Source organism: Acinetobacter ursingii DSM 16037 = CIP 107286, assembly GCF_000368825.1.
In the GTDB taxonomy this organism is placed as follows: domain Bacteria; phylum Pseudomonadota; class Gammaproteobacteria; order Pseudomonadales; family Moraxellaceae; genus Acinetobacter; species Acinetobacter ursingii.
In genome coordinates this window covers 11,223-35,713 of sequence record NZ_KB849716.1, presented here as the reverse complement: position 1 = coordinate 35,713, position 24,491 = coordinate 11,223, and the positions used below count along the sequence as shown (strand labels likewise).

Annotated in this window: 25 protein-coding genes; 9 read left to right on the top strand and 16 right to left on the bottom strand. The window is 38.1% G+C overall.

All coding sequences use genetic code 11. The features are described 5' to 3' along the window. Nucleotides 1-307 precede the first annotated feature (307 nt). A complete protein-coding gene (locus F944_RS04885) occupies nucleotides 308-1,549 on the top strand; it encodes an MFS transporter (RefSeq protein WP_004987643.1) in 1,242 nt (413 codons plus the stop codon). A 147-nt stretch (nucleotides 1,550-1,696) separates the two neighbouring features. After that, nucleotides 1,697-3,409 (top strand): electron transfer flavoprotein-ubiquinone oxidoreductase, encoded by a 1,713-nt coding sequence (locus F944_RS04880; RefSeq protein ID WP_010588926.1) that lies wholly within the window; start codon nucleotides 1,697-1,699, stop codon nucleotides 3,407-3,409. 331 nt (nucleotides 3,410-3,740) lie between these two features. Here F944_RS04880 and F944_RS04875 read toward each other — a convergent pair whose 3' ends face one another. The 6 genes from F944_RS04875 to F944_RS04850 all read right to left on the bottom strand — a co-directional run bounded on the left by F944_RS04875 (nucleotide 3,741) and on the right by F944_RS04850 (nucleotide 6,918). Beyond that, nucleotides 3,741-4,100, bottom strand: coding sequence for a YidH family protein (locus F944_RS04875; RefSeq protein ID WP_004987639.1), 360 nt, complete (start codon nucleotides 4,098-4,100; stop codon nucleotides 3,741-3,743). 3 nt (nucleotides 4,101-4,103) lie between these two features. Then, nucleotides 4,104-4,982 (bottom strand): MBL fold metallo-hydrolase, encoded by an 879-nt coding sequence (locus tag F944_RS04870; RefSeq protein WP_004987637.1) that lies wholly within the window; start codon nucleotides 4,980-4,982, stop codon nucleotides 4,104-4,106. A 5-nt stretch (nucleotides 4,983-4,987) separates the two neighbouring features. Continuing rightward, nucleotides 4,988-5,398, bottom strand: a complete 411-nt coding sequence (locus tag F944_RS04865; protein ID WP_004987635.1) for a DUF6691 family protein — start codon at nucleotides 5,396-5,398, stop codon at nucleotides 4,988-4,990. Further along, nucleotides 5,395-5,814: a YeeE/YedE family protein gene (locus tag F944_RS04860; protein ID WP_004987634.1), complete on the bottom strand. Its 420-nt coding sequence runs from the start codon at nucleotides 5,812-5,814 to the stop codon at nucleotides 5,395-5,397. Before F944_RS04860 ends, F944_RS04865 begins: the two co-directional genes overlap by 4 nt. Nucleotides 5,815-5,913: 99 nt before the next feature. After that, nucleotides 5,914-6,660, bottom strand: a complete 747-nt coding sequence (locus F944_RS04855) for an ATPase (RefSeq protein WP_026039978.1) — start codon at nucleotides 6,658-6,660, stop codon at nucleotides 5,914-5,916. 6 nt (nucleotides 6,661-6,666) lie between these two features. Further along, nucleotides 6,667-6,918: a hypothetical protein gene (locus F944_RS04850; RefSeq protein WP_004987632.1), complete on the bottom strand. Its 252-nt coding sequence runs from the start codon at nucleotides 6,916-6,918 to the stop codon at nucleotides 6,667-6,669. A 220-nt stretch (nucleotides 6,919-7,138) separates the two neighbouring features. Between F944_RS04850 and F944_RS04845 the strand changes: the two genes are divergently transcribed. The 3 genes from F944_RS04845 (at nucleotide 7,139) to F944_RS04835 (ending at nucleotide 10,448) form a co-directional block, all read left to right on the top strand. Continuing rightward, complete coding sequence (locus F944_RS04845) at nucleotides 7,139-8,749, top strand: purine-cytosine permease family protein (protein ID WP_004987631.1); 1,611 nt, start codon at nucleotides 7,139-7,141, stop codon at nucleotides 8,747-8,749. Nucleotides 8,750-8,892: 143 nt separating this feature from the next. Then, nucleotides 8,893-9,636: an HD domain-containing protein gene (locus F944_RS04840; RefSeq protein WP_004987628.1), complete on the top strand. Its 744-nt coding sequence runs from the start codon at nucleotides 8,893-8,895 to the stop codon at nucleotides 9,634-9,636. A 5-nt stretch (nucleotides 9,637-9,641) separates the two neighbouring features. Continuing rightward, the gene (locus tag F944_RS04835) at nucleotides 9,642-10,448 is read left to right on the top strand and encodes an alpha/beta fold hydrolase (protein ID WP_004987624.1); all 807 of its coding nucleotides are present in this window, start codon (nucleotides 9,642-9,644) and stop codon (nucleotides 10,446-10,448) included. Here the strand turns inward: F944_RS04835 and F944_RS04830 are convergent. After that, nucleotides 10,445-11,344: a LysR family transcriptional regulator gene (locus tag F944_RS04830; RefSeq protein WP_004987622.1), complete on the bottom strand. Its 900-nt coding sequence runs from the start codon at nucleotides 11,342-11,344 to the stop codon at nucleotides 10,445-10,447. The genes F944_RS04835 and F944_RS04830 overlap by 4 nt on opposite strands. Before the next feature lie 113 nt (nucleotides 11,345-11,457). Here F944_RS04830 and F944_RS04825 point away from each other — a divergent pair, with 113 nt between their 5' ends. Both F944_RS04825 and F944_RS04820 read left to right on the top strand, forming a co-directional pair. Continuing rightward, nucleotides 11,458-11,886, top strand: coding sequence for a CidA/LrgA family protein (locus F944_RS04825; protein WP_004987619.1), 429 nt, complete (start codon nucleotides 11,458-11,460; stop codon nucleotides 11,884-11,886). Then, nucleotides 11,883-12,575, top strand: a complete 693-nt coding sequence (locus F944_RS04820) for an LrgB family protein (RefSeq protein ID WP_004987617.1) — start codon at nucleotides 11,883-11,885, stop codon at nucleotides 12,573-12,575. Before F944_RS04825 ends, F944_RS04820 begins: the two co-directional genes overlap by 4 nt. A 9-nt stretch (nucleotides 12,576-12,584) precedes the next feature. On the opposite strand, the gene F944_RS04815 is transcribed toward F944_RS04820, so the two are convergent. The 8 genes from F944_RS04815 to ybaK form a co-directional block, all read right to left on the bottom strand. After that, nucleotides 12,585-13,322 (bottom strand): adenosylcobinamide-GDP ribazoletransferase, encoded by a 738-nt coding sequence (locus tag F944_RS04815; protein WP_004987614.1) that lies wholly within the window; start codon nucleotides 13,320-13,322, stop codon nucleotides 12,585-12,587. A 3-nt stretch (nucleotides 13,323-13,325) separates the two neighbouring features. Beyond that, nucleotides 13,326-13,931: a histidine phosphatase family protein gene (locus F944_RS04810; RefSeq protein ID WP_004987613.1), complete on the bottom strand. Its 606-nt coding sequence runs from the start codon at nucleotides 13,929-13,931 to the stop codon at nucleotides 13,326-13,328. Nucleotides 13,932-13,937: 6 nt separating this feature from the next. After that, nucleotides 13,938-14,990: a nicotinate-nucleotide--dimethylbenzimidazole phosphoribosyltransferase gene (gene cobT, locus F944_RS04805; RefSeq protein ID WP_004987612.1), complete on the bottom strand. Its 1,053-nt coding sequence runs from the start codon at nucleotides 14,988-14,990 to the stop codon at nucleotides 13,938-13,940. Then, nucleotides 14,987-15,520, bottom strand: a complete 534-nt coding sequence (gene cobU, locus F944_RS04800; protein WP_004987610.1) for a bifunctional adenosylcobinamide kinase/adenosylcobinamide-phosphate guanylyltransferase — start codon at nucleotides 15,518-15,520, stop codon at nucleotides 14,987-14,989. Before cobU ends, cobT begins: the two co-directional genes overlap by 4 nt. Nucleotides 15,521-15,523: 3 nt before the next feature. Beyond that, on the bottom strand, nucleotides 15,524-16,153 hold the full coding sequence (locus F944_RS04795) for a 2'-5' RNA ligase family protein (protein ID WP_004987609.1): 630 nt from the start codon (nucleotides 16,151-16,153) through the stop codon (nucleotides 15,524-15,526). Nucleotides 16,154-16,239: 86 nt separating this feature from the next. Then, nucleotides 16,240-18,381 carry a bifunctional mannitol-1-phosphate dehydrogenase/phosphatase gene (mtlD, locus tag F944_RS04790; RefSeq protein WP_004987607.1) on the bottom strand — a complete coding sequence of 714 codons (2,142 nt, stop codon included), beginning with the start codon at nucleotides 18,379-18,381 and terminating at the stop codon, nucleotides 16,240-16,242. Between the two features lie 247 nt (nucleotides 18,382-18,628). Next, nucleotides 18,629-20,224 (bottom strand): histidine-type phosphatase, encoded by a 1,596-nt coding sequence (locus F944_RS04785; protein WP_373866129.1) that lies wholly within the window; start codon nucleotides 20,222-20,224, stop codon nucleotides 18,629-18,631. Nucleotides 20,225-20,344: 120 nt separating this feature from the next. Next, nucleotides 20,345-20,812, bottom strand: a complete 468-nt coding sequence (gene ybaK, locus F944_RS04780; RefSeq protein ID WP_004987604.1) for a Cys-tRNA(Pro) deacylase — start codon at nucleotides 20,810-20,812, stop codon at nucleotides 20,345-20,347. Between the two features lie 223 nt (nucleotides 20,813-21,035). Here ybaK and F944_RS04775 point away from each other — a divergent pair, with 223 nt between their 5' ends. Then, a complete protein-coding gene (locus F944_RS04775) occupies nucleotides 21,036-21,587 on the top strand; it encodes a lytic transglycosylase domain-containing protein (protein WP_373866130.1) in 552 nt (183 codons plus the stop codon). Between the two features lie 165 nt (nucleotides 21,588-21,752). Here the strand turns inward: F944_RS04775 and cysK are convergent, their stop codons facing one another. Further along, the gene (gene cysK, locus F944_RS04770; protein ID WP_004987598.1) at nucleotides 21,753-22,751 is read right to left on the bottom strand and encodes a cysteine synthase A; all 999 of its coding nucleotides are present in this window, start codon (nucleotides 22,749-22,751) and stop codon (nucleotides 21,753-21,755) included. A 171-nt stretch (nucleotides 22,752-22,922) separates the two neighbouring features. On the opposite strand from cysK, the gene F944_RS04765 reads away from it, so the two are divergent. Further along, the gene (locus F944_RS04765) at nucleotides 22,923-24,131 is read left to right on the top strand and encodes an IS256-like element ISAba26 family transposase (protein WP_004987597.1); all 1,209 of its coding nucleotides are present in this window, start codon (nucleotides 22,923-22,925) and stop codon (nucleotides 24,129-24,131) included. Nucleotides 24,132-24,491: the final 360 nt, after the last annotated feature.

Sequence of the window (24,491 nt, the reverse complement as noted above, 5' to 3'; positions counted from 1 at the left end):
TTAAGTTTCGCATAGCGATATTAAATAACTAATATACACCCATTACCTGTAATAGCAAATACTGAGCAGTTCACGACTAAAGTCGTAGTTTTTGCTTTTCACAAAATTTTTCATTAAAAAACATAAATTTAATATACATAATAAAATATCGCTGTGCGATACTTATTTTTATAATTATTGTTTTATTTGACTCTTTGTTTTACTATCCGAAAAATTTTAGAAATCTCCCACATAAATTTCCGATTTTTAAATCGCTAAAAACTCGGTGTTGTGCTTTGGGAATCTCCTCTGTGGTAAAGGAACTGCTGTGAACACAAACAAACTGACGTCCAAAATTGGACCAAATACATGGAAAATTGCATTTCTATTTGCATTTTTAGCACTGTTGGTTGATGGTGCTGATCTGATGCTGCTTTCATATAGCTTAAATAGTATTAAAGCAGATTTCGGATTAACTTCAGTCGAAGCGGGGATGTTAGGAAGTTTTACCTTAGCAGGTATGGCTGTTGGTGGGATTTTCGGCGGTTGGGCCTCTGACCGTTTTGGGCGTGTTCGTATCGTCGTTATTTCTATCCTGACATTTTCAATCTTAACCTGTGGATTAGGTTTAACTCACAGCTTTTTACAGTTTGGAATTTTACGTTTCTTTGCTTCGCTCGGCTTAGGTTCTTTATATATTGCCTGTAATACGCTAATGGCTGAATATGTGCCTACACGCTACCGCACTACAGTTTTGGGAACATTACAAGCAGGCTGGACAGTCGGCTATATCGTAGCAACCTTGCTTGCAGGCTGGATTATTCCTGAGCATGGCTGGCGCATGCTGTTTTTTATTGCGATTATTCCTGTGATCATGGCTGTATTGATGCAAATTCTTGTACCTGAACCAGCAGCATGGCAGCAAGCACGCTTACAACCAATCCAAAATAATGAACAGCCAAAAGAATCTGCATTTAAACTGATTTTTCAGGATAAACGTAACCGCAATATGTTTATCTTGTGGGCACTCACCGCAGGCTTCTTGCAGTTTGGTTATTATGGTGTAAATAACTGGATGCCATCATATCTTGAAAGTGAACTTGGGATGAAGTTTAAAGAAATGACTGCCTATATGGTTGGTACATATACAGCCATGATTTTAGGTAAAATTTTGGCTGGGTTCATGGCAGATAAATTAGGTCGTCGTTTTACTTATGCATTTGGTGCAATTGGTACAGCCATCTTCCTACCTTTAATTGTGTTCTATAACTCACCAGACAACATTTTATATTTATTGGTAATCTTTGGCTTTTTATACGGTATTCCATACGGCGTAAATGCAACCTATATGACTGAAAGCTTCCCAACGGCAATTCGTGGTACAGCCATTGGTGGTGCTTATAACGTAGGACGTTTAGGTGCAGCCATTGCTCCAGCAACCATTGGTTTCTTGGCTTCTGGTGGTTCTATTGGACTTGGTTTTGTGGTCATGGGCGCAGCTTACTTCATTTGTGGTGTGATTCCAGCGCTGTTTATTAAAGAGAAACAGTTTGATCCGCAAAAATCGTAATTAATCATGATATTAATAACAATTTAAATCGAGTTCAGTTTATAGCCAGTATTAGCCCTACTGGCTTTTTTTTATCATTAAAAAGCCTTGTCTTATTAAAAATAACAAATTAAAATATCGACAAGCGAAACTAAATTTCTTTTTATTATGGATAATTTTGAACGAGAATCAATGGAATTTGATGTTGTCATCGTTGGTGCAGGCCCTGCGGGTTTATCTGCTGCGATTAAAATCCGTCAATTAGCCATTGAAAATAATCTGCCTGATCTTTCTGTCTGTGTCGTTGAAAAAGGCTCTGAAGTAGGTGCACACATTCTTTCAGGTGCAGTACTTGAACCACGTGCGATCAATGAACTCTTTCCAAACTGGAAACAAGAAGGCGCACCATTAACTGTTCCTGTTACAGATGATGAAACTTATTTTTTTCTATCTGACACAAAAGCACAAAAAGTTCCATATTGGATGGTTCCAAAATCTATGCATAACGAAGGAAACTATGTCGTTTCTTTGGGAAATGTGGTGCGTTGGCTAGGTCAAAAGGCAGAAGAACTCGAAGTCTCTATTTTCCCAGGCTTTGCAGCTGCTGAAATTCTTTATCATCCAGATGGTACGGTAAAAGGCATCCAGACTGGTGATATGGGGATTGCTAAAGATGGCGAACCTACCCCTCATTTCACACCCGGTTATGAGCTTCATGCTAAATACACCTTATTCGCTGAAGGCTGTCGTGGACATTTAGGAAAGCGCTTAATTAGCAAATTTAATCTGGACAAAGATGTGGATCCGCAACATTACGGTATTGGTATCAAAGAATTATGGGAAATTGATCCTGAAAAACACAAATCAGGTTTAGTGATGCATGGTACGGGTTGGCCATTATCTGAAACAGGTACTGCGGGTGGTTGGTGGTTATATCACGCTGAGAATAACCAAGTCACTTTAGGTCTGATTGTGGATTTATCTTATGAAAATCCACATATGTATCCATTTATGGAAATGCAGCGCTGGAAAACTCATCCAACGATTAAACAATTTTTAGAAGGCGGTAAGCGAATTTCCTATGGCGCGCGCGCGGTCGTTAAAGGTGGTTTTAATTCTCTGCCTAAACTAACATTTCCGGGCGGATGCTTAATTGGCGATGATGCTGGCTTTTTAAACTTTTCAAAAATCAAAGGTTCACACACGGCGATGAAATCTGGCATGTTATGCGGAGAAGCTGTATTTGAAGCGATTGCTGCGGGTGTTGCCAAAGGTGGCGATTTAGCCATTGCTCGCGTAGTGGAAGGCGATGATCATTTTGATAAAGAACTGACTAACTATACGAACAAATATGACAATTCTTGGCTGAAACAAGAGTTATATCAAGCACGTAATTTTGGTTCTGCCATGCATAAGTTTGGTCAGTGGATTGGTGGTGCATTTAATTTTATTGATCAAAATGTCTTTAAAGTTCCTTTTACTTTACATGATTTAAAACAAGATTTTGCTGTACTAAAAACGGTGGATACAGCAACATTTAAGCCGGATTATCCAAAGCCAGATGGTAAATTAACCTTTGATCGTTTGTCTTCGGTCTTTATCTCCAATACTGTACATGAAGAAAATCAACCTGCGCATTTAAAACTTACTGATCCATCAATTCCTGTAAACATCAATTTACCAAAATGGGACGAACCTGCTCAACGCTACTGCCCTGCGGGTGTTTATGAAATTATGGAAAATGATGATGGTTCTAAACGTTTTCAGATCAATGCTGCTAACTGCGTGCACTGTAAAACCTGTGATATTAAAGATCCATCACAGAACATTACTTGGGTCACGCCAGAAGGTGGTGGTGGTCCAAACTATCCAAATATGTAAATATTGGGGTCATTCTTGCGAAGCTATAATCGCTTCTCATACCCTAACATGTCATTTGTATCCGAAGATGTAACATTCGGCTCATGTGAAGCTTTAATCATTTTTCATACCCTATGCAATGTGCATCATCTATATTGCATCGGTATGAAATTGACTTAAACCAGTTATCAGTAAATATGCTGACGTTTCAAAATATGGTCATCCATAAATACGACCAAACCAAATATATAAGTTTGAACGATTTCAGACTTATATATGCACACTAATCATTATTAGTGCTTTATATCATTTTTTAGGTAAGCATAGTCCCCAAGGGGGCTATGCTTAAAAATTACATCCAGAAAGAAATAATTAGCATAATCGCACTAAGTATCGTGAAGTAACTTAATACAATAGGTAAATTGGTTCGATAGCCTTCAATCATTTCTAACGGCGTAAGTGACTTCAATACAACTCGATACTGAATAATCGATAAGATACTAATGATTAATCCCAAAACGATCACCAGCACACCAAGCCAGCGATTAAATAAAATCTTATCGTGATAGCGAACAGGATCAATCAGATGGATTAACAAAGTCGATTTTTCGATTAAAAATCCAAATGCAATTAAAGCGAGGCTACTTCTATTCCATGCCAATAAGGTTCGTTCAACAGCAAGTAATACACGGGGATCTTCTAAATTTGACATGACTCAGACTTTAAAATAATTCAATGGTAACTTTAAATAAGATTGACCATTCGATTCAGGCAAGGGAAACTTTCCTGCATCCATATTGACCTGAATAGCGGGCAAAATCAGTTTAGGCATTGCAAGTGTAGCATCCCGAGCCTCTCGCATTTTAATAAAATCTAATTTTGCAGTCGTCTGATCAATATGAATATTGAATTGTTTTTGTGTCTTTACATCAGTTTCACCGATAAAATATTCACGTGTTTCTGGTAAATAATCATGACACAAGAACATCCGTATGGTTTCAGGCAAATCATATAATCGCTGAACTGAATCATAAAGCTGTGCTGCACTTCCATTGGGAAAATCACAACGTGCTGTACCATAATCTGGCATAAACAGTGTATCCCCCACAAATACAGCATCCCCTATCACATAGCTCAAACAGGCGGGCGTATGCCCTGGAGTTGAGATGTTATACGCATCTAAATGACCAATACTGAAATGTTCACCGTCTGCAAATAAGTAATCAAAACTCTGATGCAAGTTAAAGTATTTGATATCAAGATTGTAAATTTGACTAAAGGTTTGCTGAACAATAGATATTTTATCACTCATGGCGATTTTGCCGCCGAGTTGATTTTTTAGATATTGTGAAGCAGTTAAATGATCGGCGTGAACGTGAGTTTCTAAAATCCACTCTATACTTAGGCTATTTTCATGGATATAGTGAATGACTTTATCTGCCTGAGTAGTAGAAGTTGTGGCCGAATCTGCATCATAATCCAGTACACTATCAATAATCGCGCTTTGTTTAGTATCAGGATCACTCACCACATAGGTAAAAGTATGAGTCGCTTCATCAAAAAAACTCTTAATCAAAGGTTTCTGAGTATTCATATTTTTTAAACACCTCTTATTTTCCGATGAAGTATCATGCCAATCAACATTGCACCAATAAAATATAGAGCCTGAGCATATCCGAGTCCAATTAAGGTTAACGCGGGCGCAGGACAAATTCCTGCTATCCCCCACCCAATACCAAAAATCAATGATCCAAAAATTAAATCTTGATCAATTTGATGATTCTGAGGTAACTCAATTTTCTCTTTAAATAATGTTATTGGATGTCTTTTCGCTCTTTGAAATGGAATAAATGCCACTAGAATTGCACCGATCATCACAAATGCCAAACTTGCATCCCATTCGCCAAGAACATCTAAAAAAGCGAGAACCTTTTCAGGATTAGACATCCCTGAAATTATTAAACCTAATGAGAAAAGAGAGCCAAATAAAAAAGCAAATATATTTTTCATGATAGGCCTCCCAGTAAATGACGCATCACATAAACTGTAACAAAGCCTGCAAACATAAATATGATTGTTGCGAATATTGAACGTTTCGATAAACGACTTATTCCACAGATTCCATGCCCACTAGTACAACCCGACCCCAGACGCGCACCAAAACCAACCAATAAACCCGCAATGATTAATTGATAAGGATTGGAACTGATCTTAATCTGTGGTGTATAAAAATAAGAAACAACGAACGGCGTAATCAATAAGCCAAGTAAAAACCAGATTGCAGGTGTTTTGGCTATTGTTTTAGGATTTATCACCTGTGCAAGTAAACCGCTGATGCCTGCAATGCGACCATTCACATACAAATAGCCAACGATGGCTATTCCAAGTAATACGCCGCCCAAAAAAGCTAACAAGAAACTATGCATGGTTTTAGCTCAAACAATATATAAAAACATAATATATTTTTACGTAATTTAATCAATGCACATTTGACTCATTTTTCAATTGATTAAAATCGTATCTAACTACATAAATTCCTTAAGTACACGATCTACAAACCATTTAGGGAAATGTTGCAGGTTCTTATTTAATTTTAAAGTTTCTGCTTTTTCAATTTCAGCTAAAAAAGATGCTTGAGTACCATCAGAAGAATTATCAAATATATAGGCTCGATCTGAGGCATCTATTGCATCTAATAGTAAATCCATACTTCTCAAATAGCGCGTTCGAATTTTATCTCTTGGAACATCGTGACCACCTTGACTCACGCGATACTGTACTCGACTGATATTGATATCAGGATCAACAGTAGAAACATAATAAAGATAAGTACGGAAGCCCTGTGCTTTAGCATGTTGAAGAAACTCAACCTTACTCCTATGCGACATGACTGTTTCAAAGGTAAAGCTAATTTTTAACTCAATAAATTGAATACGAATAAAATCAATAATTCTTGCTGCTAGATATGAATCAATTTCACTTGCTTCAAAAGCAATTTTTCCATTTGCTAAAATAATCGGATTGCTATTAAGTAAAGGCATCATTGTCTGATTCACTTTACGTTTTTTTGATTTTAGAAAATTGATAAGTTGCTGACTTTCAAGTGCTTCATGAAAATCTGTCAATGAAAAACAGTGATCCTGAACGAGTTGTTTTTCCAGTTCATCGGCATTGAGATACGCACCAATATGTCGCGGTAATAAATAATCTTTAATAGTACTTTTACCCGATCCATTTGGACCTGCAAACATCCTTATTCTGGGTTGTGGCATAAAAAATTAGAATGCCACTTTTTTCTTACGTTTTAATGTCGTTTCTGACACGGCGATGTCAGTATAATAAGATGAAATATTTTTCAGGATTTGTGTCTCGCCATTACAGGATTGCTTAAGCAAATACTGGTCTTTGGCATACACTACAGAAGCTGATTGTGAAGCTTGACAAAAAGCATGACGAAAAGCCTCCACAGCGAGATGCGGAATCATTTCTTCCTCTCTTAAACTGGCTTTCATGGGAACAAATGCTGTCATGCTTAATCTCCCGTATGGATTAAATACGTTTCTAGTTATCTTAGCATAATTTTGAAAATTGTCTATTTGACGACCATTTTTCTGATTTATAGATTATTTATTCTATTCAGTCTAAGCCATTCATATTCTACTCTTTGCTTACAGCTCATCAGATTGATAATGAGATTGGCACATTGCTTGCTTTATGCACCATATTACCACTCAAATAAGGTCATAAAGAATGCACGACACATCAGTAACGGATTCTTTTGATGCAACCAAACCCAATAATGCAGCAAATGAAACACTTGAAGATTATACATTACGTTATGCACCGCATAGCTTTCGTCGCTGGAGTCCCAAAGTAGTCGCCATCACGGCGCTTGGTGGTATTGCATATCTTGCAGATTTCTCTATTGGTGCAAGTATCGGAATGACTTATGGCACGACCAACGCGATTTATTCGATTTTATTCGCTGCTATTATTATCTTTATCACAGGTATTCCTCTTGCCTACTATGCTGCCCGCTACAATATTGACCTCGATCTGATCACTCGTGGTGCAGGTTTTGGATATTTTGGCTCAGTCATTACCAGTATTATCTTTGCAAGCTTTACCTTTATCTTTTTTGCGCTTGAAGGCTCCATTATGGCGCAAGGGTTATTGCTTGGACTGGGAATTCCATTATGGGCAGGCTATCTCATTTCCACGATTATGGTCATTCCTTTAGTCATCTATGGCATGAAAGCCCTAAGTAAGTTACAAGTTTGGACAACTCCAATCTGGCTGATTTTGATGATTGGCCCCGTGGCTTATTTGATTCATAAAGAACCTAATCTGGTTGGTTCTTTTGCGACTTATGCAGGTAATAGCGGTTATGCGCCTATGGATATGGCAGCAATCATGCTCGGTGCTGGTGTGTGCTTATCGCTAATTATGCAAATTGGCGAACAAATCGACTACTTACGCTTTATGCCAGCCAAAACTAAAGAAAATAGTAAATCTTGGTGGGCAGCAGTCATTTCGGCTGGACCAGGCTGGGTCATCTTGGGTGCGATTAAACAAATTATTGGTGCATTCTTAGGTTTTTACTTATTGACCAAATTACCAGGGATTAATGCGACTGAGCCTGTTCAACAGTTCAATGCGGCATTTCATGACATGTTACCGGGCTGGTTAGCTTTAGCATTGGCAGTTATCTTGGTGGTGATCTCTCAAATTAAAATTAACGTGACCAATGCCTATTCCGGTTCTTTGGCTTGGACAAGCGCTTACACTCGTATCAGCAAAAAATATCCGGGTCGTATTGTATTTGTATTAGTCAATCTGGCTGTTGCACTTGCGCTCATGGAAGGCAACATGTTTGCGGTACTCGGTAAAATTCTAGGCTTTTACTCAAACTTCGCAATCGCTTGGGTCGTTGTCGTTGCAACGGATATTGCCATCAATAAATATTTATTAAAGCTTTCACCTAAACAGCCTGAATATCGCCGTGAAATGCTGTATGACTTTAATCCTGTTGGTTTGGTGGCTTTTGGTGCAGCAGCAGGTTTATCGATTGCAGCTTTCTTCGGTTTATTAGGTGATTTCCTTTCTTCTTATTCCCCACTGATTGCTTTGATCGTTGGTTTCGTACTTACTCCTTTCATGGGCTTACTGACTAAGGGTAAGTATTATATTAAAAAGCATGATGATGGAATCAATGAACCGCGTTTTGACGCTGAAGGTACACCTGTTGCGACTGTGTATGCGTGTGTAGCTTGTGATCAAGATTATGAACGTCCAGATGTGATGTATTCACATCAGCATAACGGCGTGATCTGCTCACTATGTAAAACGATGGAAAAATAATGAGTTCTATAACAAAATTGTATTAGCAAAATAAAAATTTAACTGAGCCCTGAATTGTCAGGGCTTTTTTATGACTGAATGGACTTGATTTTAATCACCGCAAAAATTAGAGTAATTACTCTAATTTTAATGGAATTATTATAATGCTAGGATCGTATCATTGGGCGCAAGAAAAACGTGGTCAAATGACTTTAAAAGAAAAGCTGTATCTTCTACAGAAAACATTCATCCCAACCACGCAGCATTTACTACAACACCTCTTGCCGAAACAACGAGAAACAATTTTTATTGATTTTAACAAGATTATTTTACCAGACAGTACTTTAGTCAAAGCAGCGATTGAACAGCTTGAAGAAACAAAAAAAACCTCTTTAATTTATCATTCATGGCGGAGCTATTTTTGGGGAATCGCTTTTAGCCAAATTCATGGATGGCAATATGACAATGAAGCTTTTTTAGTGGCTACCCTTTTGCACGATATTGGTTTAATTGATCAACATAAAACCTCGAATTGTCAGTGTTTTACTCTTAATAGTGCAATGCAGGCTGAACAACTTTGTAAGTATCACCATTACCCTAAAGAAAAAACTGATTTAATCGCTGATGCAATATGCTTGCATATGAATGGCTTTGCAGATATGAGTCAGCCTAAAGAAGTGATCATGCTACAAAAAGGAACCAGCTGTGATGTGATTGGATCGGAACTCCATCTCATTGATAAACAATTCCAAAAACAGTGTTTGGAAAACTATCCTCGTGAAAAATTTAACACTTCTTTTAAAGCATATATTCAAGAAGAAATAAAACGTCATCCACATTCTAGAACGGCGTTTTTGAATAAACTGGGTCTCAGCAACTTGATTCAACTTAGTCCATTTAAGGAATAAAATATATGGAATGTATTCAAAAGCTTATTCACTTTCCAAAATTTGATGGGATTTATGCAGAAGTGAATACCATCAATCAATATGCAAAAACGATCGTTATTCTTCCTGCTATCGGTGTTGAAATTGATAAATATCAAAAACTGATCAGGGGTTTAAATACGAATGGATTTAATACAATAGCAGCTGATTATCCCGGATGTGGCAGAAATATCCCAAAAGTTTCTAGTCACTTTGATTATGGATATAGAGATTTATTGCAAGATTTTATTCCGCAACTTATAAACTTAGCCCCACAACCTCATTCACAACAAAACGTGGTACTACTTGGACATAGTTTAGGTGGGCATTTGGCTACATTGTATAGCCAACAACATGACGTTACAGTGATTGGGATCGCAACAGGCAATATTGGACTACATTATTGGGATTTAAAGGGTAAGATTCAAATCTTAAAAGCAATCTCAGTCTTTAGTCTTCTCATTCAAATTTACGGTTATTTACCAGGAAAAAAGGTTGGCTTTGGCAATAAAGAAGCAAAATCTCTTATTCAGGATTGGTGTAAAACTGGACTGACAGGAACATATGATCATATTTTAAAGCCAACTCATGTTTCAGATAACCAAGCTCTTTTTATTCAAATGAAGGGCGATGAATGGGCACCAATGTCCTCATTAATGGGCTTAACTCAATATTATAGTCATCCTCAAATTAAACAGCTCGATTTAAGACCAAGTCTTCAAGGCAATCAGCATAGCGTTTGGATTAAACAGCCAGAACAAGTCGTTGATGTTATCCAAAACTGGCTTAACTAAAAACGAATTTGATCTTGATGTGCCTTAATAATACTTAACCATGCTTTAGTCGCAGCGGTCATCGGCACAGAAGTATTCCATGCCATACTTAGTGTCCAACGCAAAGAAGTATTGGCTAAAGGCGTAATATTAAACTTGCTTTGATCAAGTTGCTCACAATAGATTTGTGGCAATAACGCAATGCCCATCGAAAATTCAACCATTTTGGCAATAAAATCCCATTGGCTACTTTTACATACAATTTTTGGCTGAAATCCTTCCACCTGCGCCGCCTGAATAATCAGGTTATTCAAGGTAAAACTATCGTCATATAAAAGAAAAGATTCTTCTTTTAAATCTGCTAAGCTCACCTCTTGTATATTTTTCCATCTCGAATGTTTCGCGGACAATAAACACAAAGATGAATCTACGATCGGAATTTCTGCAAGAATAGGATTGTGATTACTTAAAAGCACACCTACATCAAGGGTTCGGTTAAGAATTGCTTCTGAAATGGCATTTGATCCCACTTCCATAAATTGTAATTCAATATCAGGATATTGTTTATGAAACGATGCGATCAGTGAGGTAAGCAACACCGAGCCTAAAGGTGGTACACCCAAAGTCAATTTTCCTTTTTTTAAATGTTTTATATCTTCTAATGTTTCATAAATTTTTTTTTGTTCATCCAATATAGTAAGCGCATGTTGATAAATTTGCTGACCCGTATATGTCAGTTCCACTTCACGTTTACGCCCTGCTTCCCCTTTTTTAAATAAGGTCGTAGCTAACTCCTGTTCAAATGCAGCAATGGCTTTACTGACGGTAGGCTGCGTCATATAGAGTTGCTCCGCTGCTGCAGTAAAACTTTGGCTTTGTACAATTTGTACAAAAATCTTTAGGGTTTTAATATCCACTTACAACCATTCCATAGAAGCATAATTAATTTTTTATTATTCATAATATGGCATAACAACTCCATTTACAATTGTTCTATTCCAAACGCATCATACAGTTTATAGGTGATCCCTTGTCTTATTCCAGCCTTGCATATTTTGCCAAAGTGATCATCCAGATTGGTTTATTACTTATTTTCTGGTGGATTGGATCACTCTTGCAACAAACATTAAATCTGCCTGTTTCAGCAGGCGTTATTGGGCTTTTTCTAGTTTTGATCGGGCTTGTAAGTGGTGTGTTTAAATTACAGTGGATTAAAACTGGTTCGGATTTCATGCTAGCCGAACTTGTGCTGTTTTTCATTCCTTGTGTCGTGGGACTGATCAACTATAAAAGTTTATTTATAGCTGAAGGCTGGCAATTAATAACTGCAATTGTGCTCGGTACTCTGTGTGTCATGGTATTCACCGCCTATACCGTACATTTTTGCTTTAAATTGGAATCACGACTCAAACAACGCAGCCAAGATAAAATGCTACATCAACATGAGCTAAAATCATGAATATTGCCTTGATATGTTTTGTTGGAACACTTTTCGGTTATATCTTGGCCAAACCCATTTATCGTCGTTTGCCTTATTTACCTTTTGCACCTGCAATTTTAGTTCCTTGCTTGATTATGGCGCTACTCATGATTTTCCATGTGCCTTATACCACCTATATGCAAGATAATCACTGGATCGTGTGGATGTTAGGACCAACTACAGTAGCATTTGCGATTCCGATTTATGAATACCGCGATATCATTAAACAGCATGCATTGTCTATTTGTATGGGTATTATCGTAGGGATGGCGGCAGGTATGCTGAGTGCTTTTTATCTGGCGCGTTTGTTTCATTTTGATCAGCAAACCACTTATAGTCTCATGTCTCGCTCGATTTCTACGCCTTTTGCGATGGAGCTCACGCAACATATTGGCGGTTCGGTTGAATTGGTGATTTTGTTTACCATTTTGACTGGCATTGTAGGTATCATCTTTGGTGATCTTATTTTAGCTGGATTAAAGCTCAAGTCTTATTTGGCCAACGGCGCTTCTCTGGGCAATGCTGCGCATGGTTTTGGTACAAGTAAAGCATATATGCGCAATAAGCAAGAAGGTGTCATTGCAAGTTTAACCATGGTATTGGCAGGCATTTTTATGGTCATTACAGGCCCTTTTCTGGTTCACGTTATTGTTAAATTACTGACCTGAAAACATTGATCAATAAAAGCTGCTTAAAATAAAACTGAGTAATAAAGTTGTTTCTAGTAGTTCAATACTTGCTCCGATGGTATCGCCTGTGATGCCATTAATACGTTTGATAAAAAGATGTCGCAAATAAATCAATCCCGTCAGAAAAACAAGTAAGCTTAAAACACCTTGTAATTTCAAGTAGAGCAAACTGAGTAAAACCATCAAACTTATCAGCCAAGCACTTTTTTTAGGTAAATCCTTAGCTAAGTGCCGTCCCAGACCATTTTCACGAACATAGGGTGTGGTGAGCAATAAAATTAATGGCACAACTCGCCCAAGCATCGGTATAACAATCAAAAATAGCGCTAAATGTTGCTCTAGTAACATATAAATACAGACCCATTTAAGCAAACAGACTGCGATCAGACTTAACACACCAATCGGCCCGCAGCTTGGATCTTTCATAATCTCAAGAGTACGTTGTTTATCACCGAAACCACCGACCCATGCGTCAGCAGTATCTGCCAAACCATCCAGATGCAGTCCACCCGTTAGCCAAATCCAGATCAGCCAAATAAGACTTGCGCTCAAAAGATATGGGACAGGACTCAATAATATGCCAAAAGCATATAAAATTAGGCCGATCATTAAACCAATCAACGGATAAAATAAAACAGATCGGGCATTTTCAGTCTGATTGGGTATCCGTGATAATTGAATAGGAATCACGGTCAAAAACTGTAAGGCAATCCAGAATGGCAACATACGTTATTCCTCGGATATCTGTAACTGTTGCTGATCATCCAGAGTGATTTTAAAGCGATACAGTTGCCCTAAACTTGCCTGCATTTTCAGCAGATCATCCAATGGCTGGTGTTGCGCCAAACAACGCAATAACTTGATTACACCACCATGCGTGACCAATAAGGCATGCTCATGTTGCTGTATTTGCATCTTTTCAATGACTAAGAATAACCCTTGTTGAATGCGTGATTGAAAATCCAATAAACTCTCGCCATTCGGAGCCGTATATTGGGTGGGTTGCTGCCAAAAATTTGTAAGTAGTTCAGGTGACTGTTGATAGATCTGCGCTGTACTGATCCCTTCCCAATCTCCAAAATACATTTCCTTAAAATTTGCATCCATATTACAATTCAGATTCGTTTGTGCTGCAAACCTTTGTGCAAATGCAGCACAACGTTGTAAGGGCGAAGTAAAAACCACTTGCCATGCAGAGGGCTGCATTTGCTCAATCGTGGTCTGCATTTGCTGCCAACCCGTTTGTGTCAATGCATCGTCCAGATGACCACGTAAAGTATGGCTCAATGTCGTTTCACCATGACGTAACACATCAATGATCCACACTTTTTGCATGTTGTTTTATACCTGATCGCCTGAAACTGAAGCTTCGGCAAAAGTTGCCATTTGGTTATGTAAGGCACAGGCCAATTGAATGACACCTAACGCTGCCCCTGCACCACTACCTTCACCTAAACGTAAATTTAAGTTTAATATCGGCTGTGCATTGAGTTCAGCTAAAACACGACAATGTCCATATTCAGCAGATTGATGTCCAAACAACATCCAGTTTCGCGCATCGGGATTCAAACGCACAGCGCATAGTGCTGCAACCGAACTGATAAAACCATCAATCACCATCGGCATACCAAGCTGTGCGCAGCGAATATAAGCTCCCGTCATAGCAGCAATTTCTAACCCACCGACTGCGGTCATTATTTTAAAAGCATCCTCTTTTACATGAGGTTGATGCAATGCGATAGCGCGATCGATCACTTGTTTTTTGTATTTTAACTTTTGCGCATCTATTCCTGTACCAATGCCTGTCAATTGCTCTGCATCTTCATTGAGTAATAAACATGCCAAAGCTGAAGCTGAACAGGTATTGCCAATACCCATTTCACCCGCAACGAAAATGTCGGCCTGCGCACTCATGGCTTTCTCGACACTGTCACGTCCTAATTTCATCGCCTGATGACATTGAGCTTTAGTCATTGCAGCTTCAATTGCAAAATTTGCGGTTCCAGCACGAATGCAATGCGTTTCTACACCTTCATAACAATAAGACTCACCCACCGTACCACAATCAATCACCTGTAAATTGGCAGCATATTGTCGTGCGATTACACTGATACATGCACCACCTGTCGCAAAATTTTGTAGCATTTGTCGCGTCACTGCCTGCGGATAAGCCGAAATATTTTCTTGCATCACCCCATGATCGCCTGCAAAAATAGTGATCCACGGTTGATTCACATGTGGATGAGTAGTTCCTTGTAATGCAGCCAGTTGTATGGCGATCAACTCTAAATCACCCAATGAACCCGTTGGCTTAGTCAATTGTTGCTGGCGTTGCCTAGCAAATTGTTTAGCTTGCTCATCGATGGCTTGAACCGGTTCTACCCACCAACTCATGACTTTTCTCCTTTCAGTAACATTGGGAATCCTGCGACACAAAATTCGACCTTATCTGCGATTTTTCCTAGACGCTGATGTAACCGTCCAGATTCATCAACAAAACGACGTGTCATTTCCCCCATCGGCACCACACCCAAACCTGTTTCATTACTCACTAAAATAATATCTGATTGAAGCCGTGGTAAGAGCTCAAGCAAGTCCTCGCATGCTTGAGTTTGCTGGCTATACTGTGGATTGCAATCATCTAACAATAGAAGATTGGACAGCCATAAAGTCAAACAATCAATCAAAATGATCTGTTGTGGTTGATCAATCATCTTAAGTTGCTGAGCCAATGTAACGGGTTCTTCAATGAGTCGCCATTCACTCGGTCGTTGCCCACGATGATGGTCTATACGCTGTTGCATTTCATCATCCAGTGGCCGCGCAGTTGCAATATAAGTCACAGGATGAGACAGCGCTTTGGCAATAGCCTCTGCATGTCGACTTTTACCAGAACGCGCGCCACCTAAAATGAGATGTATCATAGATCAATCCAGTTGTAAGCAATAAAGAGAATGTAGAGGGCCTTGTAATTGTTGAGCATCATAATAGCCAAAATGAAGCTGATCGATGGTTATTTTTAAATTAATCTCAGGGCATTGCCGTATATGGTCAAGAATCACATGACTGGAATAAGCATCGCGATACAATCCAAGCGTAATATGCGGATGATATTGCAAAGCTGCAATTTCCTGATGCTCATCGAGTTGAAGGTTTCGTCGCAGATCAATGAGATAATTTTTTTCATCTCGAATATCAGCAAATAAAGCACTGCTAAAACTATTTAATTTACTGATATTCAGTTGGAATGCAGTTTGTTTTAAAAGTTTTCGGCGTTGCTGCTCAAACCAATCTATACAAAAATCATCATTATAAACAGGCTTTTGCTCCGTCAAAAAACCACAAATATACAGTGTTATATGATATTGACGTTGCGAATTGGGCAATAGCAGATCTGAAAAAGAAGCTTGTAATTGATCGAGTTTTGCAACCAATTCTGTATATTGATCACGCTCAACTAAAATATACCAAAGTGCATAGATACTACGTCCATGATGCCATTCGGAATAATCACGATGTAAAGTTGGAATGACACAACCATTTGGCTTCAAATACAAGAAAAAACACCAAAAATCAGAATGCTTTATTAAAGCATGATTTTTGGTGGGATCACTAAAATGATGAGATCAGTTTTGCGCGTGAGTTAAGCGTATGAAGACTTTATCTCTTCAGGCAAAGCAAAACTTTTGAATTGTTTTAAACACGAAGGATATTCTATGAGTTGATCAAGATGCTGCTGTATGCTCTGCTCAATCTTTTTCTTTAGAGCATGATCTAAATCAAGTTGGGCAATATTTAACTGCAAATGCTCGGTGATATTTTCAAGACTCATGTCAAACGTCTCGATCGCATAAAAATAGCCCAAACTTGCCCCCCATAACAAACTATCGATGGGTTGATCAAATTTAAGATTGTTGGCAATAGAGCCCATAACTCGTTCATTATGATTCAGCTTGCGCAAAGGATCACGTGCCACCCGCTGACACGGATCTTTGTAGGCATATTGACACGACAATACAAAGCTCTTGGCTAGTCGATCCAAATCTTTCGCTCTTTTGGGCAAACAGACGCAAAGTCCTTGCTTGATCTCTTGAACTAAATGCTCAACCAATGACTGTACCCGCGCATCTCCCATTGCGATCCCAATAGTTTCATGTCCCAATAACGAGGCATACCACGCCAACATGGCATGTACGCCATTCCATAGTCGATTTTTAATGAGTTGAATATCGGCAATATTATCCACCACAATCATTTGTCGCATTTTAGCCAACAATGGGCTGTTATTTTCGACATAGATCGGCATATCCGTTTCACTATTAAATAAAATCAGGTCCATCGTCTGCAAAATATGACTCGGCTGAAAATTACGTCGCATATCATCAATATATAAAGAGGCTTGATGTTCCTGCTCAGATGAAAGCTTGCTGGTATCTTCAATTTCGACATTTTCATCCTCAACATCAGACTGATATTGCTTAAAAAAATTATATTTAATTTTGAGCTGTCGATACAAATTTTGCTCAGAAAGTTTAGATACCATACGGTTGACAACCGTATCACAGAAATAATGTTGTCCCATAATCTGATCTGCAATTTCCACGTTGGATAATTCGATCAATTGCTCCCGAATATGAGCTAATACTAAGGTTTTAGCTCCTACTTTATTTAAAATAATCAAAAAAGTGAGTGGACGTGTATTTTGCATGGCTTGTGAAGCAAAACGTGCATAGAGTCCTTTCGCAATAATTTTTGCCTCGCTGGCAATCGCATGTTCAGGCAGGCACAGCGCGATCAAAGATGATTCCAAATACATATCCAGCATATGCTGTTGATGGTCTGTATCAATCACTGACATATATTCAATTCGTTCATCATAGGAAACTTGGCCATAACGAATACAATAGGTGCCAAAGGCATTGACTGCTTCACGATATAAACTGTTACGCGTTGAGGCAATAATGCGCTGCGGACGCGTATACCCATCCCAATGTGATAAAATCTGTGCAATGTATCCGCCACCAATTGCACCAAAACCGTGAATCCCAACTGTTAGCTGATTCAAGGTCTGTGGAAATGCTTCCTGTAAAATCGGCATCTCCATCGCAGGGACATATTGATCTAAATCCTCTAAACACTCGTACATAGTCTCAAAGTAAAAATCGGCTTTAGACAGCATATTGTCATTTGGCGCTTTGATATCTTTGAGCAAAATGGTCATGCCACCTGCTGCATGTGCAGATGTGATTCCATTTTCAGAATCTTCGAACATCAGGCACTGTGAAGTGTCCAGATTTAATTTTTCTGCGGCTTTCTCAAAAATTTCAGGATGTGGTTTGCCATGTTCAACTTCATCACCACAAACCAGCACATCAAAGAATTTATATACATTGGCATTAATCAAATATTCTTCTGCTATTGCGCGGCGGCTAGATGTTGCAACAGCCATACGTAATCCAGATTTTCTTAACCGTTCTAAGACCTGAACCAGACCTTTTTTAATAGGAACGCCTTCTTTACGTACCGTTTCCAGTTCAAGTTGATCGGCACGCTGGCGAATTTCCTGGTATGGAATATCTAAACCGTATTGTTGTTGAGCCAGTTGTTCTGCTGTTTTGGCACTTAATCCTAAACATTGCATTAAATATTCATCGGAAAATGCTTGTCCAATCAGCTCTTGAGATGCCTGTTTCAATGTTTGAAACCGTAATCGTTCAGTATCAAACATTGTTCCATCCATATCAAAAAGTGCAGCTTGAACAGCAGAACCATGAAAAATCAGCATCCATTTACCTCTATTTATTTATAATTCACATATTTAGGGTATACAAAAACTGTGCAGAATAACGGCTTATTTAATAAATGAAACATTTTTGAATGTTTTTTAATCAAACATTTTATAATTGTGCGACGAAAGCTTATTTTATTCGTTAAATTTTTGATTTTTATTTTGAATTATGAAATTAATAAAATTAAGGATACCATTCACTTTGTAATGATATCCCGAATAAAATTTCAGTGATCAGATACTGTTAGTTAACACTGTAGCACTGCTTAAGCTTTTGATAATCATAATAAAAACTCGTCGAGTTATAACGAGCATAATCACAACTTGACTTAAATAAAGTTTCTTTCTCGTTATACAACATTTTGACCAAAGTAGAACCTTGTGCATTTTGATAAATATCCCATTGCATATTGGCCGCCATAGGTGAAACATCCTCACCACGCCAAGTGCTTGAACTATAACTATAGGTTTGATTTAAGGCTAAAGGTGTCATCATTGCTTTTAATTCAAATGTCGTTGCAAGGGGTATAATGATTTCGGCATGGGCAAAACGTAACACAGCTTTATGTTGCTGTTGTTTATTGATAACCTGATCTACCTGAGCAAAGAAATCCTGTTTAAGTCCCTGTGCAATATTGCTGGTCACTTGATTGGACTCAGTAAAGCTTGGACCTTTTTGGTAGAAATCCTGTGCATCATTATATTCTGCATAAAATTTGGCAGCATCTATTGGCATATATTTTGTAAAATCTGTATTACCTAATTCTTTTTTCATCCCGGGTGCAATTGAATACAGCTCATAGAGATAAGCTGCTGCATCCACGGTACTAGCTATAGTGTTTTTGCCTTTGCCTTTTTCAGTAAATTGGGTACCATCTAAAGCTGTTGCAGTAAATGATCCAGTATTACTAAAAGTATAGCCTTGGCTACCTAATTTCTGAATAAACTCATTTTTAAACAATGGCGTCAGTACTTTCAATGCAATTTGCTGAGCGTTGTTATTATTCAATAATTCTTGTAATTTCTGTTTTAAATTCACATCATTTTCTTCAAAATCCTGATATTTCAGACTAGCATCATAGATACTTTGTCTAAGGGGTGAATTCATTTGGCTCAAATCTGTCGCTTTATCCAGACTATGGAAATAAAGTAAAAAGCGATCAACCCCTTGATCGTCAATCGACGGATTACTGTTACTATCTAAACTCGTATAACTTACTGGACGAATTTTTTCTTTAAGATCTGGACGTTTGGTGATCAATTCATTGGTAAAGAATTTGGCGCTATCCACTGCACGATCTACACCAGAACTTTGTACAGCAATATCCATTTGCCCTAACACTGAGGTATTAAATAATGATGGTAATCGCTGTAACAAACGATCTGCAATTCCACGATGTTCCTCAATACCTAATTGGCTTTCATTGCCATAGCCAGACTGACGAATTCCAGACACGCCATACCCCAACAAGATATTGACTTTCATCATTGCTTCAATATCAGCACCAAGCTGTTCACCGAGTGGTGTTAATGCATGATCAGCTTTGGCTTGTTTCCATAGGTTATAAAGCGCCAAATCGTACTTGATGCTAGATAGACCACGCGAACCATGACGGGCAACCAGCTCGGTGAAAACAGGCTGAAATCCTGTTGGTGCACTCTGATAGCTATTTAAATCTTGCTGTGGTTTATAAGGTGTTTTAGTTTGAACATACGCTGAAGTTTCTACTGCTGCAGAATGCTCAGACGTGCTGTCGTTATCATCATGATCATTACAGGCACTTAAAACGAGTATTCCGCTCGCTGCCATTAAAAATTTCAATATGTTCTTAGTCTTCATTGAATTCAGTCATTAAAAATTTTGACTTAAAATATCTGGCTTCAATGACGATTGGATGACAACCACCCTAAAATTTAAACTAAACAATATTAATGGCTTATCTTGATCTTTCTTCAAAAATTATTGATCGAGAATATCAACAAATTGAGCATCTAATATTTTTGCAATCGCTTGTGGCGCTACTCCAATATCTAAACCACGTTTTCCACCACTGACATATATTTTTGTTTTCATTTCAGCAGAAGCATCAATCACAGTTTTAAGACGCTTTTTCTGACCAAGTGGACTAATTCCTCCCACTAGATAGCCAGTCAGTCGTTCTGCATCTTTCGGATCTGCCATATGTAACTTTTTACATCCCAATGCTGCCGCAACTTTTTTTAAATTTAATTGATGATTGACAGGTAAAATTGTGACATAGTGATTTTTATCATCGGTAACCAACAAGGTTTTAAAAACTTCTTCCACATCCAGATTTAGTTTCTCTGCTGCTTCCAAACCAAAACTTTTAGCATTGGGATCATGTTCGTATTCATGCGTACTATATTCAATTTTATTGGTTTTAAGTAACTTACAGGCTGGGGTCATAATCTTTATATAAGCATGTCATCAAAGTTTGAATTTTATAATAGTTTTTCTAGGAAAAAAATCAAACTTGCTTAGGCTATTTACATCTTGATCACCTTGCAAATTGTCACATCACTTTTGTTGACGCTATGGCAATGACAAATTAAGATTTTTCAACTTGAATATTTATTGATGGTACTTCGTTTTGCAATTGCTTGATACTTTTATAAATGCTAATCGCCTGATTTTCGATAACTACAAAATTACATTCTCTAAATTATTCCTTGTAAGTAGTTTAGGTCTTTTTTTTACAGGTTGTACGACACTTGGCCCCAATAGTGGTTCTTTAGAAAAACGTTCAAATAAGCTCTCAAGTGGATTACAAAAAGCTTATGCTGTTTCACCATCTACGGCAAATCGATTATCTCCAATGATTATCCAAAGTGCTGATCGCTATGAAGTTCCACCCTTACTGATTGCTGCCACTATTCGTCAGGAATCAAACTACAATTCTTATGCACGTTCATCTGGCGGAGCTGTAGGTTTAGCTCAAATTATTCCAAGTTACTGGAGACAAGCCTGTCCTGGTAATCTGGCCGATGAATATAATAATATTCAATGCAGTGCCTATATTTTAGGACATTATAATGAAATGGCTGGAAGTTGGTTCAAAGCTAGTGCTTATTATAATGTTGGCCCAACGGGATATAAGTCTAGCTTTTGGACACGTCACAAAGCCAAAAAATATGCTCGCTCTGTCAAACGTTTTGAAAAATCCTTAAAGAAAGAACTCTAATAAAAAGTTCTAATCAACTTGAGATTAACTAATCGTCGAAATTTCATTTTATTTAAAAAAAGGAACCTAGAATGTAATATATTCTAAGTTCCTTTTCAGTAACTTCATTTAACTGAAGCTATAAAAAACACTAGCTCGCCCGAGATCAAATCTGCCGAGAATAAGTTATTCTTCAAATAAACCATCAAATAATACAGAAGACAAATAGCGCTCACCACTATCAGGCAAAATTACCACAATGGTTTTACCGTCATTTTCAGGACGCTGTGCAATTTTTGCAGCAGCAGCAAGAGCTGCGCCACTTGAAATACCCACCAGAATTCCTTCTTTAGTGGCACAGTTACGTGCCCATTCGATTGCCTCTTCACTGGTAATCGGCATCACTTCATCAACAATATTTAAGTCCAGATTTTTAGGAATAAAATTGGCGCCAATGCCCTGAATTTTATGTGGTGCAGGTGTAATGCTCTCACCACATTTGGTTTGACTAATAATCGGTGACTCCGCAGGTTCAACTGCAACTGAATAAATTGGTTTATTTTTGATATTTTCAAAGAAATGTGAAATACCAGAAATTGTCCCACCTGTCCCCACGCCTGCCACTAAAATATCAACATTTCCATCCGTCGCTTCCCAAATCTCTGGCCCTGTGGTTTGTTCGTGAATTTTAGGGTTGGCAGGGTTTTCAAATTGTTGAGGCAAGAAATAGACATCAGGTTGCTCAGTCGCCAAACGTACTGCTTCATCAACAGCACCTTTCATTCCTTTTGCTGGTTCAGTAAGCACTAAATTTGCACCAAAAGCTTTTAGCACTTTACGACGCTCAAGACTCATACTTGCAGGCATGGTCAGTGTAATTGGATACCCTTTTGCGGCTGCTACAAACGCCAGTGCAATACCTGTATTTCCACTGGTCGGCTCAACAATATGCATCCCAGCTTTCAACACACCACGTTTTTCAGCATCTGCAATTAAAGCAGCACCAATACGGCATTTTACTGAAAATGCAGGGTTACGGCTTTCAACTTTTGCCAATACTGTGGCGCCTGACTGAATAATACGATTAATGCGAACTAATGGGGTGTTACCAATCGCCTCTGCATTATCAGGATAAACCGCTATTCCTAAATTGGCAGGCGCTTTAAATTGTTGATCGGTAGACATGTTATTTCCTTATTAGATTTGGAATGATTCTGAATTATTATAGGCTTGTCAGCTAAGGAGAAAAGCAAAAACGTTAAGATTTATAGAAAATTATTGGGGACTGTTCTAAATTTTGTGTAAGTACTTAATTTTCATTTATCCTTCAGAGGATAATTACAAAAGGTACTTCACATGGATGAAGCAACAATCAAAAGTATGGCTGCTGAATTGGCTAAGGGTCTAAAAACACCAGAAGACTTAAACCAAATGACCGCCATATTTAAAAAGTTCATGATCGAAACTGCACTCAATACAGAGCTTTCAGATCATCTTGGTTATGAAAAGCATCAGCCGAAAAAAGGCTCAAATAGCCGAAATGGTTTTAGCTCAAAAACTGTTTCAACTCAAGATGGGCAATTGGCTTTAGATATTCCACGTGATCGGGAAGGTTCATTTGAGCCACAAATTATCAAAAAACATCAAACACGCATTACCAGTATGGATGACCAAATTCTTTCCCTGTATGCCAAAGGAATGACCAATAGAGAAATTGTCGCATTTTTCAAAGAAATGTACGATGCAGATGTCTCAGCATCACTTATAAGCAAAGTGACCGATGCTGTGATTGAGCAAGTGACTGAGTGGCAAAATAGAGCATTAGATAGTCTGTATCCAGTCGTCTATCTCGACTGTATTGTTGTAAAAGTCCGTCAACACTCCAATGTGATTAACAAGTCTGTATACCTTGCTTTGGGCATCAATATGGATGGGCAAAAAGAATTACTCGGTATGTGGATTGCTCAGACAGAGGGTGCCAAATTCTGGCTATCCGTCATGACAGAACTCAAAAATCGAGGGGTACAGGACATTCTTGTTGCCTGTGTAGATGGGTTAAAAGGCTTTCCTGATGCCATTGCCTCTGTTTATCCTCATACGGACATTCAGCTGTGTATCGTGCATGTTGTACGCAATAGCCTGAGATTTGTAAGCTGGAAAGACTACAAGGCTGTTACAGCTGGTCTAAAAGCGATCTATCAAGCAAGTACAGAAGAAAATGCCTTAAAATCTCTAGATATCTTCTGTGATCAATGGAATCATCAATATCCGAAAATTGGAGAATCCTGGAGAGCCAATTGGGAAAATATCCGTACAATATTTAGCTATCCAGCTGAAATACGTCATGCGATTTATACAACCAATGCGATTGAATCGTTGAATAGCGTAATTCGCCATTCAACCAAGAAGCGAAAGATCTTCTCGTCAGATGATTCAGTCAAAAAAGTCATTTACTTAGCAACAACCAATGCTGCTAAGAAATGGACAATGCCAATTCAAAATTGGCGTTTAGCAATGAATTGGTTTACGATTCAGTTCGATGATCGATTAAAAGATCATTTATAAAAAATAGAACTTACACAAAATAATTTACAGGCTCAATTATTGTTATAAATTTTGATCCCACAATAATCAAAATAGCTATCTACTACACCGAAAATAACTTAAATTAAATGCTGTTATTTTACCTTCAGGCAAGCAATACTGTAAGTTTTTACACCTTTTAAGATGAATAATGTCTGAAATAAACTGAATATTTTTCTTCGTTAATCTCTGTTTGCCACCAATAAAGCTGTTCTGGTTGTATAGGTTCAATCTCAGTGAGCTATCACATAGATGCTACTGATTTTGGATTAACGTTTTGCTTAAATGAGAGATCTGGAGGCACAATAACTTGACCAACGTATTTGCATAAAAGTATCTTTA